Genomic DNA, 21321 nt, shown 5'->3' on the forward strand with positions numbered 1-21321 from the left:
CTGGAGATCACCTGGTCGAAGGCGCCCTGCCGCTTCTGCGGCACGGGGTGCGGCGTGATGGTCGGCGTCAAGGAAGGCAAGGTCATCGCCACCCATGGCGACATGAAGGCCGAGGTCAATCGCGRCCTGAACTGCGTCAAGGGCTATTTCCTCTCGAAGATCATGTACGGCGCGGACCGGCTGACGCAGCCTCTGCTGCGCAAGAAGGGCGGCGTCTACGCCAAGGACGGCGAGTTCACGCCGGTCTCCTGGGATGAGGCTTTCGACGTCATGGCTGCGCAGGCCAAGCGCGTGCTGAAGGAGAAGGGGCCGACCGCGGTCGGCATGTTCGGCTCCGGCCAGTGGACGATATTCGAAGGCTATGCCGCGACCAAGCTGATGCGCGCCGGCTTTCGATCGAACAATCTCGACCCCAATGCCCGCCACTGCATGGCCTCCGCGGCATACGCCTTCATGCGGACCTTCGGCATGGACGAGCCGATGGGCTGCTATGACGATTTCGAGGCCACAGATGCCTTCGTGCTCTGGGGCTCGAACATGGCGGAGATGCACCCGATCCTGTGGACGCGCGTCGCTGATCGAAGGCTGGGCCATCCGCATGTCAAGGTCGCCGTGCTCTCGACCTTCACCCATCGCAGCTCGGACCTCGCCGATATCCCGATCATCTTCAAGCCGGGCACCGATCTGGCAATCCTCAACTACATCGCCAATCACATCATCACGACCGGCCGCGTGAACCAGGACTTCGTCGGCAAGCACACCAGCTTCGTCAAAGCTGCAACCGATATCGGCTACGGGCTGCGCCCCGACGATCCGCGCGAGGTCAAGGCCAGGAAGGCGGCCGATGTCGGTGCGACCTCGCCGATCGATTTCGAGCTCTATGCGGCTTCCGTCAAGGACTACACGCTGGAGAAGGTGTCGGAGCTCACCGGCGTCGAGCCCGGCTTCCTGCAGCAACTCGCCGAGCTCTATGCCGATCCGAAGCGCAAGGTGATGTCGCTTTGGACAATGGGCTTCAACCAACATGTCCGCGGCGTCTGGGCGAACCAGCTCGTTTACAACCTGCATCTGCTGACCGGGAAGATCTCGGAGCCCGGAAACAGCCCCTTCTCGCTGACCGGGCAGCCCTCCGCCTGCGGCACGGCGCGGGAGGTCGGCACCTTCGCCCACCGTCTGCCGGCCGATATGGTCGTAACCAATCCGGAGCACCGCAAGCATGCCGAGGAGATCTGGCGGATCCCGGCCGGGACGATTCCGGAAAAGCCCGGTTACCACGCGGTCGAACAGGACCGCATGCTCAAGGACGGCAAGCTCAATTTCTACTGGATCCAGGTGAACAACAACCTGCAGGCGGCGCCGAACAGCAGCAACGAGACCTATCCGGGCTACCGCAACCCCGAGAACTTCATCGTCGTCTCGGATGCCTACCCGACCGTGACGGCCATGGCCGCCGACCTCATCCTGCCCGCCGCGATGTGGGTCGAGAAGGAAGGCGCCTATGGCAATGCCGAGCGCCGCACCCATGTCTGGCACCAGCTGGTCAAGGCTCCGGGCGACGCCCGCTCCGACCTCTGGCAGCTGATGGAGTTCTCGAAGCGCTTCACCACCGACGAGGTCTGGCCGGCCGAGCTGCTGAGCGCAAATCCGAACTATCGCGGAAAGACCCTGTTCGACGTGCTGTTCCGCAACGGCCATGTCGACAGCTTCGCCACAACCGAGATTAACCCGGCCTATGACAATTTCGAGGCCAGGGATTTCGGCTTCTATGTCCAGAAAGGGCTGTTCGAGGAATATGCCACGTTCGGCCGTGGGCACGGCCACGATCTTGCGCCCTACGACACCTATCACGAGGTGCGCGGCCTGCGCTGGCCGGTGGTCAACGGCAAGGAGACGCTCTGGCGCTACCGCGAGGGTCTCGATCCCTATGTCAAACCGGGAAAGGGCTTCGAGTTCTACGGCAATCCGGATGGTAGGGCGAAGATTATTGCCGCGCCCTACGAACCGCCGGCGGAATCACCGGACAATGAGTACGATCTTTGGCTGGTGACCGGACGCGTGCTCGAACACTGGCATTCAGGCTCGATGACGATGCGCGTGCCGGAGCTCTTCAAGGCTTTTCCCGGCGCGCGCTGCTTCATGCACCCGGACGATGCCCGCAAGCGCGGGCTCAACCAGGGGGCAGAGATCCGGTTGATCTCCCGCCGTGGTGAGATGCAGACCCGGGTCGAGACGCGCGGGCGCAATCGCATGCCCCAGGGCGTCGTCTTCGTTCCCTGGTTCGACGCCAGCCAGCTCATCAACAAGACCACTCTCGACGCGACGGATCCCATCTCCAAACAGACGGATTTCAAGAAATGCGCGGTCAAGATCGTAGCGGTCTGAGCCTGATGCGCTCCTGGACCGTCCTCGGGGCTGCGCTGGCAGCACTTATCGTCCTCACCATTGGCGCCTCCTCCCAGGATGGGGGGCCAATCAGAATCATCCCGCGCCTAACGGGTGCTACCCCACTGCTATCTATCCATCCCATTCCACCGCTCGACCGCCCGATCGTCGACGACGTCAGGCGCATGCGGAACTACCCGGAACAGCCGCCGATCATTCCGCATTCGATCGACGGCTATCARCTGACGCTGAACACCAACCGCTGCATGGATTGCCACAAGCGGGAGTTCACCGAGGGCTCCGGCGCCCCGATGATCAGCRTCACCCATTTCCAGGACCGGGACGGACAGGTGCTCTCGGACGTGACSCCRCGGCGCTATTTCTGCACCGCCTGCCATGTTCAGCAAACCGACGCCCGCACGYTGGTGCCGAAYMMGTTYCAGGAYGCRAAYACGATTGGCCGSAARCGGTAACGGGGCGCCGACATGGGYAAGCTGAAGACGGTGTTCCTTCGCCTCTGGGACCGGGTCGTCTGGTTCTGGCGGRTCATCAGCCGRCCMAGCRCCTATCTSTCCCTGGGKTTCCTGACGCTCGGCGGCTTCATCTGCGGCGTCATSTTCTGGGGMGSKTTCAAYACGGCGCTSGAGGTCACCAACACCGAGAAATTCTGCACCTCCTGTCACGAGATGCGCGACAACGTCTATCAGGAGCTGACCCAGACGGTTCATTTCTCGAACCGYTCRGGCGTGCGGGCCAGYTGCCCCGATTGCCATGTCCCCCATGAATGGACCCACAAGATCGCCCGCAAGATGCAGGCCTCGAAGGAGGTCTGGGGCAAGATCTTCGGCACYATCTCGACACGCCAGAAATTCCTCGACCACCGGCTGGAGCTCGCCAAGCATGAATGGGCGCGGCTGAAGGCAAACGACTCGCTGGAATGCCGGAACTGCCATTCCACCGTCGCGATGGACTTCACCAAGCAGACGCGCCGGGCAGCCGAGATCCACAGCCGCTTCCTGATTCCGAAGGAGAAGACCTGCATCGACTGCCACAAGGGCATCGCCCATCTCCTGCCCGACATGACCGGTATCGAGCCCGGCTGGAAGGAAGCCCCCGAGCTCCAGGGCAAGGGCAGCGCCTCATGGCATGGGCCCGAGCGGGAATTGCGCGCCTATCTCGCCAGCATCGAGACGCGCTGAAGTCACTCATAAACCGCATCTTTAGGCCGTGCCCTATTTTAGAGGAGTGTCCCTGGGAAGGAATCGAACCGTGCAAATCGTTCGAGATGATGCGGGCGACATAACGATGGACGCTGCGGTGCTGTCGGGGCGCCTCGGCATGTCGAATTCGGCGATGCGACAACTCATGCGCCGCGGCTTGGTCCATAGTCGCGTCGAGGTTGGGATTGGCGAGGATGCCGGTCGATGTCGGCTTGCACTGCGTTGTGGCAACCGCATCTGGCAAGCGGTGCTGGGACCGGAGGGCCAAATCGAGAGCGAAGAATTACGCTATCTGCGCGCAAGCGGAACATGGATAAACGTTCGGGCTGCAGGGAGCCAAGACGCCATCGGAAATCTGGCCGATCCGGTATTAGACCCTGTTCTGCCGGCCGGCGGGTAACGCGATGTTCGGCTTGCATCACCGCGGCGGATTGAACCAGGACACGGCAGTCGTAGGCGACCGCTTTCGCGCAGATTTAAGCCGATCCGAAACTGATTGCGATCATGTGGGGGATCTGTCGCGCGTTCTTCAGCGGCACTTACACCCTGGGTCATGCTGCGGATGCGTATCTGGATCTGATTGCGCCGTCCCTGCCTTGGGATGGCCTACCCGAGGCGCTGATGCAAGCGTAGAGAACGGCGAAAGCCGCACTCCGAAAATGCAGGCCCTTGGCCGCGACAGCATGCTCACCACAGGCAAGACCGTTTACCTGGGGAGTTGTCCCGCATGTCGCGGCGGCGACGGCAAGAGCAAGCTCGATCTCCGCGCTCCCGAACTGACCGCCAACGAGTGGAGCCACGCTGTTCCGCCCTCGGCCGCCTTCGATTGGCTCGCCGCTGGCTGGAGCGACCTCATCGATAACCCGGTGCCGAGCCTGATCTATGGTTTCCTGGTTTTCCTGGTGGCGCTCGGCGTCATCGCCGGCTTCGTCGCTTTCGGTGGGTACTACGTTCTAGTTCCGGTTTTGGCAGGCTTCATGATTGTCGGTCCGCTTCTCGCCGTCGGCCTCTATGAGAAGAGCCGCCGCCTGGCGATGGGGGACCGGGTTGGCTTGCCGCAGATGATCTTCGTGAAACCGGCACTTGGTGGGCAGGTCCTGTTCACCGGTGTCCTTCTGAGTCTGCTAATCTTGGTGTTACGCCCACTTCCGGGATTCGACCTCATCGCACCAATGCTATTCACGACCCGTATTGGCTGGGCGCTGGTTCTGGTTGGTGGCGCGGTCGGAATTCTGTTTGCTGCTTTCTCCTTTGCCATCAGCGTCTTCGGCCTCCCGATTCAGCTGGACAGACGTGTCGACGCCTTAACCGCGATGGGCGCAAGCATGGCGCTGGTCTGGAATAACCTGCCAGTGATGCTGGTCTGGGGTGGGGTCGTCCTCGGGCTGCTTATGCTGAGCCTGGCAACTGGGCTGCTCGGCCTGATTGTCTTGTTCCCGCTGCTGGGGCACGGGACCTGGTATGCGTATCGCGCGATCGCATCATAGGGCTTTCGCGGTGACGTGCTTAGGGGCCTGCGCATCCCGGCATTTCAAGGAAACGCCTGAGCTTGTGATACGTCAAAGACGTCCTTCGTAAGTGCTCTAGAGTGCTGCCAACGAACGGTCCTTGGCAAGTCAGGAGAGCACAACGTGAGGGATGATCGGGCGCGATATCTCGACGAACGGCTGCCCCGATATACGAGTTATCCAACGGCGCCGCACTTCACGAATGGGGTTGGCGCGCAAAGCTATGGCGACTGGCTCGGGGATCTCGCGCCAACCGCGAAGGCCTCGCTCTACCTCCATGTCCCGTTCTGTCGTTCGATGTGCTGGTATTGCGGCTGCCACACCACCGTTGCGCTGCGCGACCAGCCTATCGTCGATTACCTCGCGGTCTTGCGCCGAGAGATCGAGACCGTCGCGAGTCAGCTCCAGGCACCGCTTCACATCCACCATATTCATTTTGGCGGCGGCACGCCGACCATCGTCACGCCGGAGGATTTCCTCGGTCTGATGGCTCTGCTGCGCAAGCATTTCGCGATCCAACCGCAAGCCGAGATCGCGGTCGAGATCGATCCGCGCAGGCTGACCGCGGCCATGATGGAGACTTTAGGCATTGCCGGCGTCAATCGGGCGAGCCTTGGCGTACAGAGCTTCGATCCGCCTGTGCAGAAGGCGATCAATCGCATCCAAAGCGTCGAGCAGACCGCCGCCGTCGTTGCCGGCCTAAGGGCGTCAGGCATCAGCGGCGTGAATTTCGACCTGATCTACGGCCTGCCGAAGCAAACCGTTCGATCCTGCATCGAAACAGTCGAGCGCTGCGTCGAACTGCGGCCTGAGCGCTTCTCCGTCTTCGGTTATGCCCATGTTCCTGAGTTCAAAAAGCATCAGCGCAGAATTGACGAGAAGGATTTGCCTGACGGTCTGGAGCGCCGCGAACAGGCCGAGGCGATAGCGCAGGYGTTGGTCGCCGCCGGCTATATTCGCATCGGCCTCGATCATTTCGCCCTGCAGGATGATACTATGGGGCAGGCGCGCGCGGAGCGCGCGCTACGCCGCAATTTCCAGGGCTACACCACCGACGGCGCCGAGACGCTCATCGGTTTTGGCGCTTCAGCGATCGGCCGTCTTTGAGAACGGTTATGTGCAGAACGAGGTCGTGCTCGGGCGCTATGCCGAGCGGGTGCTGAAGGGTGAGCTGGCCACAGCCAAGGGCTTCCGGCTTTCCGCCGACGACCGGCTGCGCGCCGAGCTGATCGAGCGCCTAATGTGCGATCTTGAGGTCGATATCGGCGCCGTCTGCGCCAGGCACAAGGCAAGCCCGGACGAACTGGCACAGTTCTTCCCGCGGCTGCAGGAATTGGCGGAGGAGGGCGTCATTCAGTTCGATGGCTGCCGCGTGCTGATGCCCGAGGACTCGCGCCTGCTCGTGCGCAAGGTGGCCTCGGTCTTCGACGCCTATCTCGGCCAGCCGGCGCGCAGTTACAGCCGCTCCGTGTAAAGGAACCGCCCGTCAGCAGCCGAAGGTCTCCGCCTCAGCCGTTATCACCGGAAGTATCCCATCAAATTTAATTGCTTCTAATCCGGGAAACACTTACCCGGCATTTGCCTAGTTGGCGGTCAAGGCCGCCTGAGCGCAAGCAAGTGCAGCCAAGAATCTGACAATCGCGCTCTGGAAAATACAAGAGGGCCTTTAGCGCACTCCCGCATGGCTGACCGCCAGGGCAACAAGTCCGATAATCAGAAGGAGCGTAGGCCCTATCGATATGGACTGAGCTGCATTGATTGCCTCTTCATGGGGCCATGCGTCCGTGAAGATGAACAGCAACCCGACTGCGTTCGCGACCGCCACAGCCGCGCCACCAAACCGCAAGACTTCGCGCGAAGAGCTGTTCATTTCCCTTCTCCACAACCGACATCATCGCAGCAGTCGAGCGAGGTTCTTTGCTCTGGCGCAAACAGCCACAACAAAGGGCCGCCCCGCGCGCGAACGCGGATAGACGCATCGGTTCAATGGCATGTTCCAGTTCTCACTTGAGTCCCGCCGCGATGTGCGGTCGAAGACGTTCCCGGACATCAATCCGGAAGACCGAGCCGCCTCATCACGGCGGTAGTCAGGCGATCGCAGCGCCGGCCCGCAAAGGGAAATGCGTCGAGCAAGACGGGCCCGATCTGTTCGTCCAGTTCCTGGTGCAGGAGAAGGCGAGCCCTGTGCAGTCGGGTCCTGACCGTCTCCGGCCTTACGCTGAGCAACTCCGCCGTTTCCTCGACACTCAGACCTTCGATCACCCGTGCCATGTAGACGAAACGGTAGACGTCGGGGAGATTGTCGGTCGCCCGCTCAACAAGTTGCAGGATCTGACGTTGCGCCATCGCTCGCTCCGGGTCGTCGCAACCTGAGCTGCCGGGGAACTGAATGATCCGCGCATCGACACCCGGATCTCTCGATTGCGCAAACTCGACCGCCCGCCGGTTTCGGCGCAGGCGCCCCAGCGCCTCGTTGATCACGATGCGCGACAGCCAAGTGCCAAGCGTCGACTCTCCGCGATATCTTTCGAGATAGGAGAAGGCCCGGACATAAGCCTCCTGCACCACGTCCTCTGCTTCGCTGTCATTGGGGATAACGCCCCGGGCTATTCGGTAGAGTTTCTGATTATGYGTCCGCATGATCGTGCGAAACGCCTCTTGGTCACGCGCGAGGGCCCGCCGAACCAGTTCCATATCGTCGGCAGTGAGGACGGCGTCGAGGTTGCCTGTTCGAGCATGTGACATGAGCAATCCTCCTTCCTATTCATCAGATGGCGCGCGCCGAAAAAGGTTCCCCGTGGATAATCAACTGGTGAGCCGAAGCTGAGGGAGGTGACCGTCCAAGCCGCCCGCCCAAACGAACAGGAGCAACGCCGGCGCGAGCCGGGCTGAGCCAGGAGCCAGGTTTCGACATGTGGGAATCGGGCTGGGCGGGAGGCGTTGGCCGGCCGTGACGACAGCGCCGCTGCAGGCTCAGCCACCCCATTCAGCCAGTTCAATGCCGCTCGCGGTACCCAGCAGTGCGATTGCCCGGCCGGCGACATGATCGATTACGTCACGGAGTGACTTGGGCTTCATATAGAATGCCGGAACTGGCGGGGCGATGATCGCACCGATTTCGGTCACCTGCGCCATCGTTCGCAAGTGACCGAGGTGCAACGGGCTCTCGCGTACCAGAAGCACCAGCCTGCGACGCTCCTTTAGCTGCACGTCGGCAGCCCGGACGAGCAGGTTGTCCAGCTGGCCGAAAGCAATAGCCGAGAGCGAGCGGATCGAGCAGGGCGCAACGATCATGCCGATTGTCCGGAAGGAACCGCTCGCAATAGTCGCGCCGATATTCCGGTTGTTGTAGCAGTGAGTTGCCAGCCCCCGCACACGCTCCAAGGCCCCCGGGCCGACTTCGTGAACGAGCGTCCGTTCGGCTGCCTGGGAGACAACGAGATGAATCTCCACTGACCTAGCCGCAGCCAGCAGTTCGACAACCCGAAGCCCTATCGCGGCACCGGAGGCGCCACTAATTCCGACGACGACGCGTTCTGGGAGGTTCGTCATGATGCCCGTTTGATTGCGCTGGGCGAATCCAGCCCGAGGCTGGCCCAGATCGCATCGACCCGGGCGACCACTGCGGGATCCATCTCCAGAACCTCACCCCACTCCCTTTCGGTTTCAGGGCCGATCTTGTTGGTGGCGTCTATGCCGAGCTTGCCGCCGAGCCCTGGTTTGGGACTGGCAAAATCGAGGTAGTCGATCGGCGTATCGGTCAACTTCACCAGGTCGCGAGAGGCGTCGCAGCGCGTCGCGACAGCCCACATGACTTCCCGCCAGTCCCGGACATCGATATCCGTATCTACTACGACAAGCAGCTTCGTGTAAGTAAATTGCGGGAGTATTGACCAGAGCCCAAGCATCAGCCGGCGCGCCTGGCCCGGATAGCGCTTGTTGATGGAAACGACTGCGATGCGATAGGAGCAGGCCTCCGGCGGTAGCCAGAAATCTTCGACCTCTGGAAATTGGCGGCGCAACAGAGGCAGGAATAGCGGAGTTAGCGCCTCGCCGATCCGCGATGGTTCATCTGGGGCACGGCCGGTGAAGGTGGAAAGATAGAGTGGACAGCGGCGCATGGTCACCGCGGTGACAGTCAGCACGGGGAACGGTTCGACGGCGTTATAATAGCCAGTATGGTCGCCAAAAGGGCCTTCGGGCGCTGTATCGCTTGCCGACACCGTGCCTTCGATCACGATTTCGGCCTCAGCAGGAACGGAGAGCGGTACTGTCACACACGGGGTGAGCACAGGCCTCTCGCCGCGCAGCAGGCCGGAAAACCGCAGTTCTGAGACCGTCTCCGGCAACGGAAGGACCGCGGAGAGGATGGTGGCGGGATCGGCTCCGATTACAACGGCAACCGGCATGTCGCGACCTAAACGGCGCCATTGCTCATGATGACGCGCCCCGCCGCGATGCGCCAACCAACGCATGATCGCCCGATCACGGCCGAGAACCTGCATCCGGTAGACCCCGACATTGCTCTCGCCCTCAGGCAAGGGCGGGTTTGTAATGACCAGCGGCCAGGTGAGTAGCGGCGCCGGTTCGCCTGGCCAGCAGATCTGCGCCGGCAAGGCGCGCAGGTCGATCTCGTCACCGCGGAACACACGTTCCTGTACAGGGGCCCCGTTTTGCCGACGTGGGCGCATCGTCATCGCCGCCCGCGCCAGCGGCAATTTGCGCCAGGCATCGGCAAGGTCACGGGGGGCCTGCGGCGCGCGTAGTTCGGCCAGCGCTTCGCCCAAGGCCGGCAAGTCCTCGGGCCGGACACCGAGCCCCCAGGCCACACGCTCGACTGTGCCGAAGAGATTGGTCAGCAGTGGCATCTCGGCCTGAGAACCATCGGGCCGGATCGGTCGGATGAAGAGCAAGGCGGGGCCGCCCTCACTGAGGACGCGGCGGTGAATCTCAGTGACCTCATGCACCACGCTGACCGGCTCGCTGATGCGCTTAAGCTGACCGGCCTCCTCGAGGTGATCGACGAAGCCACGTAAGTGGCGAAAGGCGGGAAGGTGGCGGCGGTTCAGCAAGATAAGCGCTCCGTTCTTGAGCGATCATCGCCTGAGCCATTCGCAGCCGTCTTTGTCCGGGCGCAACGATCAAACCGAACACTCCTCGCTACTCTGCCGGTCGGAGGTCACCTGATGCCATCGTCCCCAACAGCTTCCCCGAGCCTGCCCCATTTGTTGTCGCTGGCTTTGCGCCCGCTTCCGCTCGCGCCTCTGCAGCACGTGCTTGCTCTGTTCCTATATGGCATCGGGAAACGTCATCCCGGCCTCTACGAGCGATTGGGATGCCACGCGAACAAGCGCTTCGGCATCGATCCGACCGACCTGCCATTCGCATTCGTGTTGGAGCCCAAACTGATACGCCCCGAAGCAACCGCCGTTCGCTGCCTTCCTTCTCGACTTGATGCGAGCATTCGCGGCCCGTTGTCGGCATTGGTCGGGATGGCTGAAGGCCGGCTGGATGGCGACGCACTGTTCTTCTCGCGCCAACTCGATATCGAAGGGGATATCGAAGCCGTGCTCGCATTGCGCAATGCCGTAGACGATGCCGGACTCAACCTCGCGAACGAGTTCCTAGCCGGGCTTGGCTTGCCCGGACGAGGGATCGCCAAACTCCTCAGCCGGCATCAGTTCGCAACCGGGACGGCCGGAGCTGGATCATGGAGCTGATCTGTCCGGCCGGAACCCCCGCGGCTTTGAGAGCGGCGGTCGAAGCTGGAGCCGACGCGGTTTATTGCGGATTCCGCGATGAGACCAATGCCCGCAATTTCCCTGGCCTCAACTTCAGCCGTGAAGAGCTGCGTCAGGCGATCGCCTTAGCCCATCGGCATGGGGTCAAAGTCCTGGTGGCGATCAACACCTTTGCTCGGGCGGGCGCTCTCAGCCTCTGGCGCGCCGCGGTGGACGATGCCGTGGCCGCCGGTGCCGATGCTCTGATCCTGGCGGATGTCGGAGTGCTCGATTATGCCGCCACTCGCCATCCGGAGCAGCGTTTGCACCTGTCGGTGCAGGCTGGTGCGGCCAATGCGGATGCAATTCGCTTTTATATCGAGAGCTTCGGAGTTCGCCGCGTGGTGCTGCCCCGGGTTCTGAGTGTGCCAGAGATCGCAGCCGTGGTTCGCGAGGCAAATTGCGAAACCGAAGTCTTCGTCTTCGGGGGGCTTTGCGTCATGGAGGAGGGCCGTTGCTCGCTCTCGTCCTATGCCACCGGCAAGTCACCGAACATGCAAGGGGTCTGCTCACCAGCTAGCCATGTTGCTTATGAGCAGGTGAACCGCCGGACTGTTTCGCGGCTCGGCGGGTTCACCATAAACGCCTTTGAGAAGGGCGAGCCGGTCGGCTACCCGACGTTATGCAAGGGGCGCTTCGCCACCGAGCATGGAACTGGTTACATTTTTGAAGAGCCGGTCAGCCTTGATGCCGCCACCATGCTACCAGGCCTTCAGAAAGCTGGCGTAACGGCATTGAAGATCGAAGGCCGCCAGCGCGGACGCGCGTATGTCGCTGAGGTCGTGCGCTCGTTTAAGCGAGCCATCGCAGCGCTCGACGAGGGGCGAACGATCGAGGCCCAAGGCTTGAATCGCATGACCGAGGGTCAGACGACCACAGTCGGAGCCTATCGCAAGACGTGGCGCTGACGAATTCGCGCGGCAAATTCCGAGGACATCTCATATGCAGCTCACTCTCGGCCCAGTGCTGTTCAATTGGTCCGCCGAGGATTGGCGCGATTTTTACTTTCGGGTGGCTGATGAGGCGCCGGTCGATATTGTCGTAGTCGGCGAGGCTGTCTGCTCGAAGCGATCGCCATTCTTCATCGAACATCTGCCCGCCGTCGTTGAACGGCTGGAGGCTGCAGGCAAAGTTGTTTTGCACTCCTCGCTCATCCTGGTTTCGTTGTTGCGTGAGCGGCGACAGATGGCGGAACTGATGCAGGGGGGGGTAACGGTCGAAGTCAATGATCTGACCTGCCTGGCCTCGCTGGCCCAGCGTCCGCATGCGATCGGACCGTTCGTCAATGTCTATAACGAAGCTACCGCTGCGTTCGTGGCTGGACTGGGCGCGCAGCGCCTCTGTTTGCCGCCGGAGTTGCCCCTGGCATCGGTCGCTGCGATCGCGACCGCCGTTCCGGACGTCGCTATCGAGGTCTTCGCCTTCGGGAAGGTGCCCTTGGCCATCTCCGCGCGCTGCTATCATGCCCGCATCCACAAGCTCTCTAAGGACAACTGTCGCTTTGTCTGTGAGAAGGATTTGGACGGTCTTGCGGTAGAGACACTGACGGGAGAGGGGTTCCTCACGGTGAATGGCGTTCAGACGCTGTCCCATACATGCGCCAATTTGATCGAAGACATCCCCGCTTTGACGAAGGCTGGTGTGGACTCGCTTCGGCTGTCACCGCAACGGTGCGACATGGTGGGCGTCGCGCAGGCTTTTCGTGATGCGATTGACGGGCGTGTCGAAGCCGGCGAGGCAAGTCGCTTACTCGAAGAGATCTACCCCGGAGTGGCTTTCGCAAACGGTTTTCTCCACGGCGCACCCGGCTTCACCCGGGTTCAATCCGGCGCGACCGCGGTGGCCTAGATATCCGCGCCACGATCGCAGGGAGGCAGCTATGCCGAAGGATCCCAAAATTCCGGCCGCCGATGGTGCCCTATCCCGTATACCGGTTGATGAAGCCGGTGAGCTAATCGGAAGGCTTCGCCATGTCCTCCTTCCGGCCGGCCTGGATTGCCAATGCCGGGAGACACTCACCGGCGCGCTGGACCGGTTTAGCCTGATGGAAAAGCGCCGTATCGGACGGCGTAGGCTCGCCCAGGCTCGTGATCACAAGGAGCGCATCGTCGCACTTCTCGCTTTCCTGTCGGAACTCGATCAGGTCACGGAAGCTGAGAGTGATCGAACGGTCTTTGAGGAGATGGCATTGCTTTTCATCGAGATCGCCCATTGCGCTCAAGCCAGCGCGACAGCCCTCAGGGCGTTGGACGCTCGCATCTGAAGAATCGAATTCTTTGTCTTTTCGCAAACCGGTGCATCAGACGAACGGCTAGATTTCCAGTCCCGGCCGTTCCGGAAATGTCTGCGATGAGCTCGCGGATCGGGCGGCGAAGTGATCAAATTGTCCGGCATCGTTCGGCGATCTGATTGAACGCGATATGCAGAGGACAGCAGGTATCATGGCTCCGATTCCCCGTCTGCGGTCTTATGGCGGCCCCGCCCTGCTGTCCTACGGTTTTCGTCCGCTCTATCTCATCGGCGCGCTGTATGCTGGCGTCGCGGTTTTGATCTGGCTGCCGTTCGTGACTGGTCGGCTGGACCTCCCCACGGCCTTCGTGCCGGTTGACTGGCATATCCATGAAATGCTCTTCGGCTATCAGGCTGCCGCCATAGGAGGCTTCCTTCTGACGGCTATTCCGAACTGGACGGGGCGACTGCCAGTGCAAGGCACTCCTCTGCTCGTACTGGTCATCGCCTGGCTTGCTGGCCGCATCGCAGTCGCAACCTCCGCGTGGCTGGGCTGGCGCACGGCGATGCTGATCGATGGCACCTTTCTCACACTGCTCGCACTTGCCGCTGCGCGGGAAATTTTCGCCGGACGCAATTGGCGCAACCTCAAGGTCGTCATTCTTGTTGGCCTGCTGCTCGTAGCCAACCTTGCCTTTCACCTCGAGGCTGGGATCGCCGGGTCGGCTGTGTATGGACGGCGGCTCGCCATTGCCGTCATCATTACGCTCGTCTCGCTTATTGGCGGGCGCATCATTCCAAGTTTCACGCGCAACTGGCTCGCCGCACAGGGACCGGGGCGCCTTCCTATTTCGTTCGGCGCTTATGACAAGGCAGTTCTAGCCGCGACAGCAATTGCATTGGTTGGCTGGATTGTTCTCCCTGACGGCCCCGCAACAGGGGGGCTGCTCCTTACCGGAGCCGGGCTCCACGCTTTCCGGCTCGCGCGCTGGGCTGGACATCGCACATGGCGGAATCCGCTACTGGTCATCCTTCATGTTGCCTACGCCTTTGTGCCGCTCGGCTTCGCACTCACTGGAATGGCTAGTTTCGACCTGCTTCCGGCCGCTGCGGGGGCGCATGCTTGGACGGCTGGCGCGATGGCCACACTGACACTCGCAGTGATGTCACGCTCCAGCCTTGGCCATACGGGACGGCCTCTCGTCGCCACCCCGGCCACTCAGGTTGTCTACGGCCTCGTGGTCATTGGCGCCGTGGCCCGGATCTGCTCGGCAACGGGCCACGGGCCTGCTTCGCTGCTGCATATCGCGGGCCTCGCTTGGTCGGCCGCCTTCCTTGTCTTTGGGGTGGCCTATTGGAAGGTCCTCACTGGTCCGCGTCTCGCCACGAAGGCTGAAGCTGTTATGCGTTCAGCGTGAGGTCACTTGCCGTTGGCGGGATTTTAGCAACGTCCGGTTGGGACGACACCGCTAGCAGCCTTTGCAAACGCGAGTGCGATTTCGCGCCTCCTCTCGGCATCTGATCCCGGTAGCGGGATGGGGCCGGAGGGGTTGTTCAGTCGTGGACTGCCTCCGGCCGCCTATTCAGCATCCTCGGCCAACCGTGTCAGGCCGGGGATGTCGCGCACCATCAGCTTCTGGCGCCCGCCTTCGACCAGTCCCTGCTCCTCCCAGGCGCTCAGAATACGAGAGACGGTATGCAACGTCGTACCGGTCATTTCGGCAATATCCTTCCGCGAGATCGGGAAATCGACGTGCGTGCCGCCTACTTCGCGGCGGCCGGCCTGGTCGACGAGCCGGAGGACGGTGTGCGCAACTCTCCGCTCAACCTCCTGCGTCGACATCTCGCGAATGCGGGTATGGGCTTCATCCAGGCGCTGGCCGATGGTGCGTATGGCGTTCATCGCGAGATGCGGATTGTCCTCGACGAAGGAATCCCAGAACTCTGTCGGCCAGGCGGCCACAAGACTGTCGACGGCGGCGGTGGCAGTGCCAGGGTAGTCGCGCCGGTTCAAGGCCTGGGCGAAGCCGAAGAGGTCGCCTGGGTGTACCACGCGCACAATGATCTGTTGGCCGTCGCGTGTGACCTGCGTGACTTTGAGGCGGCCGTGAAGGAGCAAATAGAAGAACGCCGCTGTATCGCCTTGTTCGAAGACCGCGTCGCCCTGCTGAACCCTGCGCGCGGTCGCCTTGGCGCAAAGACGGTCCAGCTGGGGCTCGCTCATCGCGGCGAAGAGGGGAACCTCGCGCAAGACGCTGCGGTCCAGGGCCATGGTATCAGGCTTCCACTCTCGGGGGATCGGCGAACCCGGATGTACGAAAGGAGTTTTTATCCGTCAGCGGCGGCGGACTATGGCGGGTAGACCACCCATGTTCAAGAGTGTGCTGGCGGTCGCTACGTCGCACGTCAGTCCGCGGATTACTCACGGAACCAGCCCCCCGATAGCGACTGTTTTCAGGCCGGCCAAGGCCAGCACGGTGCAGGTGTAGCCAGTGAGTGCGCCGCTCAGAAGCCAGGACTCCCGATGCATCTGCATGAAGCCAAAGACGATTAGCGCGGCCTTTGCCGTTCCAAGCAGCCAGAAGGCCAAAGCGCCAAACGGCCCGGATCCGAACTGAGCTGCGGCAACAAGGTTCAATGCGGTGGCCAGCAGCAGCGCGAACCAGATGCGCAGTGGAGAAGGGGGCCGAAACAGGCTCATAGGTCACCCTAGGTGCACAATCGGCAAGATCGTAACCCAGACGAGGTCGATGACATGCCAGACAGTGGCAATGGTCGCGACGAAACGCGGCCTTGGCCACCACGCGGCGCCGAGCAGCAGCAAGGCGCCGAACAGGACATGGGCGAGGTGGAAGCCGGTGATCAGAAAGTAGAGTTCGAATAGGCGGCTCTCGTCAGGCATTGTAGGTATCTCGCGCGCATAGCCGGCCAGCTTGATCGCGCAGAAGGCAAAGCCGCCGACTGCGGCGATGATCAGGTCACGCGCCGGCCGCAGTGCTTGTACCGCGCGTGCGGCGAACAGGCCGCTGCCGAGCAGCACGACCGTTGCAAGGCCTGCAAGCCTGAGGTCAAGATGCTGCCGCGCGACGGAGAAACCAGCCGGATCCGCAATGTTCGCGATTGCGAAGCCGGCGAGCAGCGCAGCGAAGATGATAAGTTCGCTCCAGATCAGCAACCAGAGAAGCAGATCTGTCTCCGGTTCCACGCGGACGGTGCTTTCAGCCGTGGCATGGTGTTGCAGCATGTGACTGCTCATGCCAGCCGCAGGCGTTGGCGAGCGCGTACAAGGATCCGCTCATGCCAACGCGGTTCCTTGACTAACCGAAAGCCCAGATGATCCGGAGGCGCGCCAACCGAACACCCACCGCTCTTCGGGTTACGGATAAAGAAGCTCATCATCGCGCGGTGCTGGCCCTCGACGACATAGATCCCGCAGGTTTTCGCTTCAGTGACGGGCACGCCTGCTGCATTCAGCGTGACGCGAGTCAGGCAGGTGCGTGTCCATTCCCAGACATTGCCAGCAATATCGTGGACGCCGTGCTCATTGGTGCCGAAGCTGCCAGCGGGTTGCGGTTTCTGTGCGCGCCCGCTCTTGAGTTCGGCTTCGCGTTCATAGCTTGCGAGCCAGCGTCGCGCCGGGTTCGGGTCGCCGCTGTCCGGGGCGCCTTGATCTTCGACGAAACGTGATCCGGCCGCGTGAACCCATTCGTGAGAATCCGGAAGCCGCCAGTTTGCTCCGGTCTTGTGCGACAGCCACTCAGCGTATGAGGTTGCGTCAGCGTAGCTGACGCCGGTAACGGGCAGAGTGCCAGGCGCTGATACGTTATCGATTCCCTTGCAGACGCCCTCGGCTACACAGACTGCGTAATCCGCGACAGAGACCTGATAGGTCATGATTTCGAACCCGCTGCTGCGGATTTCCACAAGGGGCCCGCGAACCGGCAGCCCGTCGCGGCTGTACTCGCCAGCAAGCCGATGTTGGAACGTGGCGGCAGGAACGGTGACGGTTTGCGGTTGGAAGGGAGGGGTTCCTCCGGCATCACGCAGGGGGAGCAATGCGGCCGCGCCGGTTGCCGCAATGAGTGCGAGCGGCAGTGCAAATGGCCAGCCGAAGCGGCGGAAGGGCATATCCATGTCTGGTTGCCTTGGTGAAAGGAGTAGCCCCCCATTGCGAGAAGCTACTCCTGAGCGACTTCAGATCCCGACGGGAGCGCGGATCTGCTTCATCAGGTCGTCGTTCCATTCGCCCTCGACCTTGAAATGACCGGCAGCGCCGAGTTCGAAGGCTTCGATCAGGTTGTGGTTCACATAGGCGTAGATGCCGGGCTGCTGGAAGGTGTAGAGCGCTGCACCTGCGCAGCCGCCGGGGATGAACCAGGTTTCCTGATCGAGCTCGGGCGGGTTGCGGAACTTGCCAGTGGCCCAGACATAATCGCCATGGCCGCCGATCAGGTGCGGGCGCGTGTCGCGATTGGCTTGGGAATGGATGACAAGGACCGTTTCTCCGACCTTCGCAGTTAGCGCATTCTTGCCGGTGAGTGCCCCAACCTTGCCGTTGAAGACAATGTGGCTCGGGGTCAGCGTGCGCATCGCCTTCTGCACATCCTCATGGGCTTCGCCGGCGCTGGCATAGCGCTTGTACTTTCCGTTCGCGTCGCGCGGCACATAGAAATCCTGTTCGCCGACATAGTAGACCCGATCGTATTTCAGCGACTTGCCCTGATGATCCTTCAGGCCGTCGCGCGGCAGCACCATAATGGCGCCATTCATGCCGGCAGTGACATGCCATGGGACCATGCCGGGAGGGGCGCAGTGGTAGACGAACACCCCTTGCTTGGTCGCCTTCCAGCGAAGCACGGTTCTTTCGCCCGGATTGACTTCCGTCAGTGCGCCGCCGCCCAAGGCGCCGGTAGCCGAATGGAAGTCGATATTGTGCATCAGCTCATTAGTTTCGGGATTGATGAGCGTCAGCTCGACATAATCGCCCTCGTGGACGACCATCAGCGGTCCCGGCACGGTGCCATTGAAGGTGAAGGCGAAGGTTTCCGTGCCCTCAGCATCGAGGACGATCTTCTTCTCCTCGATCTTCAATTCGAACTCGACGATCTTCGGACCGTCCGTGGCCACCTGCTCATGGGCGTGGACGAAGGGCGGGTCGACGAGCTTGACCTTGACTCGGGGAAGCTTGGCAATGTCGGCGGCGCTGGCCTTGACGAGGGGCGCCGGGGCAGCCTCTGCAGTCTGGGGGGCCATCACAGCCTGCACGATGGCTCCGGATGTTGCTGCACCTGCCAGGATGCTGCGCCGAGTCAGCTTGAAGTCTTCGCCCATGACGTGTCTCCTAACGGAACGGCCGGTCGTTACCGGTCATCACCTTTGTAGAGACTTGAGGGAGACGTTCTTTGTTGCGGCACAACAAAAGTCAATATTTCGCCCTATTCAGTTGTTCGCCATCATCGCGGGCGTCCAGACAGGGTCGTAGGTAAGCCACGTCTCGACCGATGAGACACCCTCGACGGCGCTAACGCGCATTTCGACCGCGTCCTTCAGAAAGCCCGCCAGCGGGCAGCCTCTGGCCGTGGTAGTCATTGCGATCCGTACGCCGCCGTCCGGGCTGGTCTCGATCGAATAGATCAATCCTAGGTCGAGCAGGCTGCGACCCAATTCAGGATCCATAACATCGCGTAAAGCGTTACGGATCTCAGCGTCGAGTGTCGCCGTCATGATGAGGCCTTGCCGCCATGGCGGATCAGTAGGCGGTAGGCCGTTCCGCTGGCATCGAAATTGCCGGCCCATTCATGTCCTCTTTTCGCCAGTTCCGGGAAGAGGAACAATGGCTCACGAGCCAGTAGCGCGAACAAAGTCTCTCCGGAGCGTAGCTCTTCCATCGTTTCGAGAATGCGCACCATCGGTTCTGGTGGCTCAAGATCGCAGAGGTCTAATTCTTCAACCGGATCGGGCCAGTGAGCTGCTGACGGACTGCTACCGAAGGCAAGCGATGTCTCTTGCTGTTCAACTTCGACCGGCGTGAAGATCACCTCCCAGTCTCCGCCGTCCAGTGGCCGATCGCTGGCGCCGAAGCCACGATTGGCCATGACTGAAAACAGCGGCACGGGCCGAAACGGAGCGAAGAGCTTGAGGCTCTCGCCAGGTTTCAATGCCTCTACGGCGTCCATGATCGCTTGGAAGGGTTCGCCTCCCGCCTGCAGGATCGGCCGAACATCAAGCTCGCGGATGGGCGGGTTCGTTGAAGCTGCCATGAACGGGTCCTTTCCGAATGGGCTGAGGTAAGAAAAGCCGAGGCACGCCACCCGCCGTCCGGCTGGCAGGGATCAATTCGGCGAGCTGGCGAATACGGACAAGTTCCACGACGATGCCAGCCGTGCCGGCGAGGCACAGCAGCGAGGCGAGCTGAAAGATGCTGCCTGCCTGGACGGCGAGCGCGACGGTTCCAAGCATAACACCCACAAAATAGAGAAAGAACCAGTGACGCGCGCGCTTCGCGTTGAGAAGGTCCGCGACCCGTGGGGGCGCGACGCGACCGAGCAATGGCCCGAACACTTCGAGCCAGGTCATGAACGAGACAATCTTGGTGAGTTGAGCAAGCGTCAGTCCACTCAACCATCCGAAAACGAGCAGGAAGACCAGAGCGGCAACCCACGGCTCAGGGGCTCCACAGAGCAACACTATCGGCAGAAGCAATGCACACAGGCCAAGCGCCGCAAAGGCGACGATACTCGCCAGCATATTGAGTTCGAGTGCCTTGCGGCGGCGAGCGCGGTAGAGGGAAATCATGTCCCCACCGTAAAGCAGGGTAACAAGCGCAAGGCCGGTCATGGCAAGAAATGCCAGTCCGGCTCGCCCCTGTTCGAGAGTGATGAAGAAGAAGGCGCCCGCCGCGAGTCCTAGCGAAAGCGTTCCGCCAACCAGAACGAACTGCGTGGTCCGACGCTCGGTGTCAGGCGTCATCATGAACATGGCCAGCAATTTGTAGCTGACGCCGAAGGCAGTGAAGCTCAGCCAGCCTCCGAGGCCGAGCATCGCGTGCAGGGACAAACCGTCCGTCAGCAAAGCAGCAAAAGGCAGGGCAGAAAGATGCCCTGCGAGGATGCAGGCAAATAGAAACCCGCTAAGTCCCGTGGCCGCGAGGGCGGCGAGTCCGACGAGCACGAAGCGAGGCAGAAGTGTCAGGGGACGAGAGCGCAACAACGTAATGGCGAGCATGATGCCGAGCAGGCTGAAGCCCGCCAACAGCACCAGGCCCGACAGCGGCAGCAATTCCGGCGCGAATGGCAGCATGCCAGATACGGACGCAAAACCAGCGCAGAGCCCAGCGAGCCCCCCCAGCGTCAGGGCAAGAGCCGGTAACGCCAATCGCGGACAGGAGAGAGGACGTGCGACTAGAACGGGCACGAACTGAAGCAAGGCGCCAGCCATGACCAGGCTGAGCCAGCCGATCGACAGTAGATGGACAGTGATGAGGGTGGCGGGCTCGGCGAGCCCATATGCCGGGTAGCTAATTCCAGCCACCATCATGGCTTCGGCCGCAAATAGGCAAACGAGCGCGGCCGCGAAGTAACTCATCGTCCAGCGAGAGAGCGATGCAATCGGCACGACCGGGCTCCTTCGCAAGGGGACGAGTGTTAGCTGCCGCAGGTACAGTGATTGCCTTCGCCATGGCCGCCACAGCCATCGGAAGGCTCCTCGGTCCGGTGATCGGCAGCATGATCAGTGCGTTCGATTGCAACCTGCCAAAGATGGGGACCCTCGACGATATAGGTCCACACATAGGCGCCGGGATAACGCGCCTCAATTTGGCGGCGCAGCGGGACCGGATCATGATCATTCACGATACAGAAGGCCGTCCCTGGCTGCAGCTGCTCGATGATGCCGAAGATGGTGGCGTGCCGGACAGTCGGCGGGATCGTGCGCACATCAAGTGGCTCGAATCTCGAAATTTCCATAGTTGGACCCTCGTTGCAGACGCCAGTTGGCCGTCGGACAAGCACAACCTAAGCCGTCGGGGCAGAAACAACTTTGTTGAAGCTCAAAGAAGCGGTCAGTTGCGTAGCTCATCGCTAATAGGCACGCCATTACTCAACTGAGCCTCGGCAGAGGCGCCGGTCGGCGTTTACGATCTGGGCCATCTAAACTCTACGGAGGACGCGGATAGCATGGCTCGCCCGGTCGCGGCTTTCGCCA

General features: G+C 61.7%; 22 protein-coding genes and 1 pseudogene. 11 read left to right on the forward strand and 12 right to left on the reverse strand.

What is annotated here, in order from left to right:
• The 6 genes and pseudogenes from napA to hemN form a co-directional block, all read left to right on the forward strand.
• Window positions 1-2382: periplasmic nitrate reductase subunit alpha (napA, locus tag AC1DW9_RS24480; RefSeq protein ID WP_476855201.1), on the forward strand; the 2382-nt coding region annotated here is incomplete at its 5' end.
• Window positions 2355-2855: a nitrate reductase cytochrome c-type subunit gene (locus AC1DW9_RS24485; protein ID WP_476855202.1), complete on the forward strand. Its 501-nt coding sequence runs from the start codon at window positions 2355-2357 to the stop codon at window positions 2853-2855. The genes napA and AC1DW9_RS24485, both read left to right, overlap by 28 nt.
• A gap of 12 nt (window positions 2856-2867) precedes the next feature.
• Window positions 2868-3581, forward strand: coding sequence for a cytochrome c3 family protein (locus AC1DW9_RS24490; RefSeq protein ID WP_476855203.1), 714 nt, complete (start codon window positions 2868-2870; stop codon window positions 3579-3581).
• A 70-nt stretch (window positions 3582-3651) separates the two neighbouring features.
• Entirely contained in the window at window positions 3652-4002 is a 351-nt protein-coding gene (locus AC1DW9_RS24495; RefSeq protein WP_441509133.1) for a DUF6522 family protein, read from the forward strand.
• 283 nt (window positions 4003-4285) lie between these two features.
• Window positions 4286-5089 carry a DUF2189 domain-containing protein gene (locus AC1DW9_RS24500; protein ID WP_476776816.1) on the forward strand — a complete coding sequence of 268 codons (804 nt, stop codon included), beginning with the start codon at window positions 4286-4288 and terminating at the stop codon, window positions 5087-5089.
• Between the two features lie 144 nt (window positions 5090-5233).
• Window positions 5234-6584 (forward strand): annotated as a pseudogene (gene hemN, locus AC1DW9_RS24505) (oxygen-independent coproporphyrinogen III oxidase).
• Window positions 6585-7159: 575 nt separating this feature from the next.
• On the opposite strand, the gene AC1DW9_RS24510 reads toward hemN, so the two are convergent.
• From AC1DW9_RS24510 to AC1DW9_RS24520, 3 genes are all read right to left on the reverse strand, one after another.
• Window positions 7160-7804: an RNA polymerase sigma factor gene (locus AC1DW9_RS24510; protein WP_441508014.1), complete on the reverse strand. Its 645-nt coding sequence runs from the start codon at window positions 7802-7804 to the stop codon at window positions 7160-7162.
• A 279-nt stretch (window positions 7805-8083) separates the two neighbouring features.
• Window positions 8084-8662: a UbiX family flavin prenyltransferase gene (locus AC1DW9_RS24515; RefSeq protein WP_441508013.1), complete on the reverse strand. Its 579-nt coding sequence runs from the start codon at window positions 8660-8662 to the stop codon at window positions 8084-8086.
• Window positions 8659-10179: a UbiD family decarboxylase gene (locus AC1DW9_RS24520; RefSeq protein WP_476776830.1), complete on the reverse strand. Its 1521-nt coding sequence runs from the start codon at window positions 10177-10179 to the stop codon at window positions 8659-8661. The genes AC1DW9_RS24515 and AC1DW9_RS24520 overlap by 4 nt, the downstream gene beginning before the upstream one ends.
• Before the next feature lie 117 nt (window positions 10180-10296).
• Between AC1DW9_RS24520 and ubiT the strand changes: the two genes are divergently transcribed.
• The 5 genes from ubiT to AC1DW9_RS24545 all read left to right on the forward strand — a co-directional run bounded on the left by ubiT (window position 10297) and on the right by AC1DW9_RS24545 (window position 14537).
• Window positions 10297-10830, forward strand: coding sequence for a ubiquinone anaerobic biosynthesis accessory factor UbiT (gene ubiT, locus AC1DW9_RS24525; protein ID WP_476776819.1), 534 nt, complete (start codon window positions 10297-10299; stop codon window positions 10828-10830).
• Entirely contained in the window at window positions 10821-11798 is a 978-nt protein-coding gene (ubiU, locus tag AC1DW9_RS24530; protein WP_441508011.1) for a ubiquinone anaerobic biosynthesis protein UbiU, read from the forward strand. Before ubiT ends, ubiU begins: the two co-directional genes overlap by 10 nt.
• 34 nt (window positions 11799-11832) lie before the next feature.
• Window positions 11833-12738 carry a ubiquinone anaerobic biosynthesis protein UbiV gene (gene ubiV, locus AC1DW9_RS24535; protein WP_441508010.1) on the forward strand — a complete coding sequence of 302 codons (906 nt, stop codon included), beginning with the start codon at window positions 11833-11835 and terminating at the stop codon, window positions 12736-12738.
• Window positions 12739-12769: 31 nt separating this feature from the next.
• Entirely contained in the window at window positions 12770-13153 is a 384-nt protein-coding gene (locus AC1DW9_RS24540; RefSeq protein ID WP_441508009.1) for a hypothetical protein, read from the forward strand.
• A 178-nt stretch (window positions 13154-13331) separates the two neighbouring features.
• Window positions 13332-14537: an NnrS family protein gene (locus AC1DW9_RS24545; protein WP_441508008.1), complete on the forward strand. Its 1206-nt coding sequence runs from the start codon at window positions 13332-13334 to the stop codon at window positions 14535-14537.
• Window positions 14538-14698: 161 nt separating this feature from the next.
• On the opposite strand, the gene AC1DW9_RS24550 is transcribed toward AC1DW9_RS24545, so the two are convergent.
• The 9 genes from AC1DW9_RS24550 to AC1DW9_RS24590 all read right to left on the reverse strand — a co-directional run bounded on the left by AC1DW9_RS24550 (window position 14699) and on the right by AC1DW9_RS24590 (window position 21083).
• Window positions 14699-15391: a Crp/Fnr family transcriptional regulator gene (locus AC1DW9_RS24550; RefSeq protein ID WP_441508007.1), complete on the reverse strand. Its 693-nt coding sequence runs from the start codon at window positions 15389-15391 to the stop codon at window positions 14699-14701.
• Window positions 15392-15541: 150 nt separating this feature from the next.
• Window positions 15542-15820: a cytochrome C oxidase subunit IV family protein gene (locus AC1DW9_RS24555; protein WP_441508006.1), complete on the reverse strand. Its 279-nt coding sequence runs from the start codon at window positions 15818-15820 to the stop codon at window positions 15542-15544.
• Window positions 15821-15823: 3 nt separating this feature from the next.
• The gene (locus tag AC1DW9_RS24560; RefSeq protein ID WP_476776820.1) at window positions 15824-16363 is read right to left on the reverse strand and encodes a cytochrome c oxidase subunit 3 family protein; all 540 of its coding nucleotides are present in this window, start codon (window positions 16361-16363) and stop codon (window positions 15824-15826) included.
• A gap of 8 nt (window positions 16364-16371) precedes the next feature.
• Complete coding sequence (locus tag AC1DW9_RS24565; protein WP_441508004.1) at window positions 16372-17253, reverse strand: SUMF1/EgtB/PvdO family nonheme iron enzyme; 882 nt, start codon at window positions 17251-17253, stop codon at window positions 16372-16374.
• Window positions 17254-17313: 60 nt separating this feature from the next.
• The gene (gene nirK / locus AC1DW9_RS24570) at window positions 17314-18450 is read right to left on the reverse strand and encodes a copper-containing nitrite reductase (protein WP_476776821.1); all 1137 of its coding nucleotides are present in this window, start codon (window positions 18448-18450) and stop codon (window positions 17314-17316) included.
• Window positions 18451-18558: 108 nt separating this feature from the next.
• Window positions 18559-18843, reverse strand: coding sequence for a metal-sulfur cluster assembly factor (locus AC1DW9_RS24575; protein ID WP_441508002.1), 285 nt, complete (start codon window positions 18841-18843; stop codon window positions 18559-18561).
• Complete coding sequence (locus AC1DW9_RS24580) at window positions 18840-19379, reverse strand: DUF2249 domain-containing protein (protein WP_441508001.1); 540 nt, start codon at window positions 19377-19379, stop codon at window positions 18840-18842. The genes AC1DW9_RS24575 and AC1DW9_RS24580 overlap by 4 nt, the downstream gene beginning before the upstream one ends.
• Entirely contained in the window at window positions 19342-20733 is a 1392-nt protein-coding gene (locus tag AC1DW9_RS24585) for a hypothetical protein (RefSeq protein ID WP_441508000.1), read from the reverse strand. Before AC1DW9_RS24585 ends, AC1DW9_RS24580 begins: the two co-directional genes overlap by 38 nt.
• A 29-nt stretch (window positions 20734-20762) precedes the next feature.
• Window positions 20763-21083 carry a DUF2249 domain-containing protein gene (locus AC1DW9_RS24590; RefSeq protein WP_441507999.1) on the reverse strand — a complete coding sequence of 107 codons (321 nt, stop codon included), beginning with the start codon at window positions 21081-21083 and terminating at the stop codon, window positions 20763-20765.
• Window positions 21084-21321 lie beyond the last annotated feature (238 nt).

The organism is Allobosea sp. P4_E12 (assembly GCF_056401655.1).

Bases quoted from the DNA above. Each gene is read 5' to 3' on its own strand.
- nirK (WP_476776821.1), bottom strand. From the start codon at position 18,450: ATGGGCGAAGACTTCAAGCTGACTCGGCGCAGCATCCTGGCAGGTGCA.
- AC1DW9_RS24590 (WP_441507999.1), bottom strand. From the start codon at position 21,083: ATGGAAATTTCGAGATTCGAGCCACTTGATGTGCGCACGATCCCGCCG.
- AC1DW9_RS24575 (WP_441508002.1), bottom strand. From the start codon at position 18,843: ATGACGGCGACACTCGACGCTGAGATCCGTAACGCTTTACGCGATGTT.
- ubiT (WP_476776819.1), top strand. From the start codon at position 10,297: ATGCCATCGTCCCCAACAGCTTCCCCGAGCCTGCCCCATTTGTTGTCG.
- ubiV (WP_441508010.1), top strand. From the start codon at position 11,833: ATGCAGCTCACTCTCGGCCCAGTGCTGTTCAATTGGTCCGCCGAGGAT.
- AC1DW9_RS24580 (WP_441508001.1), bottom strand. From the start codon at position 19,379: ATGGCAGCTTCAACGAACCCGCCCATCCGCGAGCTTGATGTTCGGCCG.
- AC1DW9_RS24500 (WP_476776816.1), top strand. From the start codon at position 4,286: ATGCTCACCACAGGCAAGACCGTTTACCTGGGGAGTTGTCCCGCATGT.
- AC1DW9_RS24545 (WP_441508008.1), top strand. From the start codon at position 13,332: ATGGCTCCGATTCCCCGTCTGCGGTCTTATGGCGGCCCCGCCCTGCTG.
- AC1DW9_RS24540 (WP_441508009.1), top strand. From the start codon at position 12,770: ATGCCGAAGGATCCCAAAATTCCGGCCGCCGATGGTGCCCTATCCCGT.
- AC1DW9_RS24515 (WP_441508013.1), bottom strand. From the start codon at position 8,662: ATGACGAACCTCCCAGAACGCGTCGTCGTCGGAATTAGTGGCGCCTCC.
- AC1DW9_RS24565 (WP_441508004.1), bottom strand. From the start codon at position 17,253: ATGGATATGCCCTTCCGCCGCTTCGGCTGGCCATTTGCACTGCCGCTC.
- AC1DW9_RS24560 (WP_476776820.1), bottom strand. From the start codon at position 16,363: ATGCTGCAACACCATGCCACGGCTGAAAGCACCGTCCGCGTGGAACCG.
- AC1DW9_RS24550 (WP_441508007.1), bottom strand. From the start codon at position 15,391: ATGGCCCTGGACCGCAGCGTCTTGCGCGAGGTTCCCCTCTTCGCCGCG.
- AC1DW9_RS24555 (WP_441508006.1), bottom strand. From the start codon at position 15,820: ATGAGCCTGTTTCGGCCCCCTTCTCCACTGCGCATCTGGTTCGCGCTG.
- ubiU (WP_441508011.1), top strand. From the start codon at position 10,821: ATGGAGCTGATCTGTCCGGCCGGAACCCCCGCGGCTTTGAGAGCGGCG.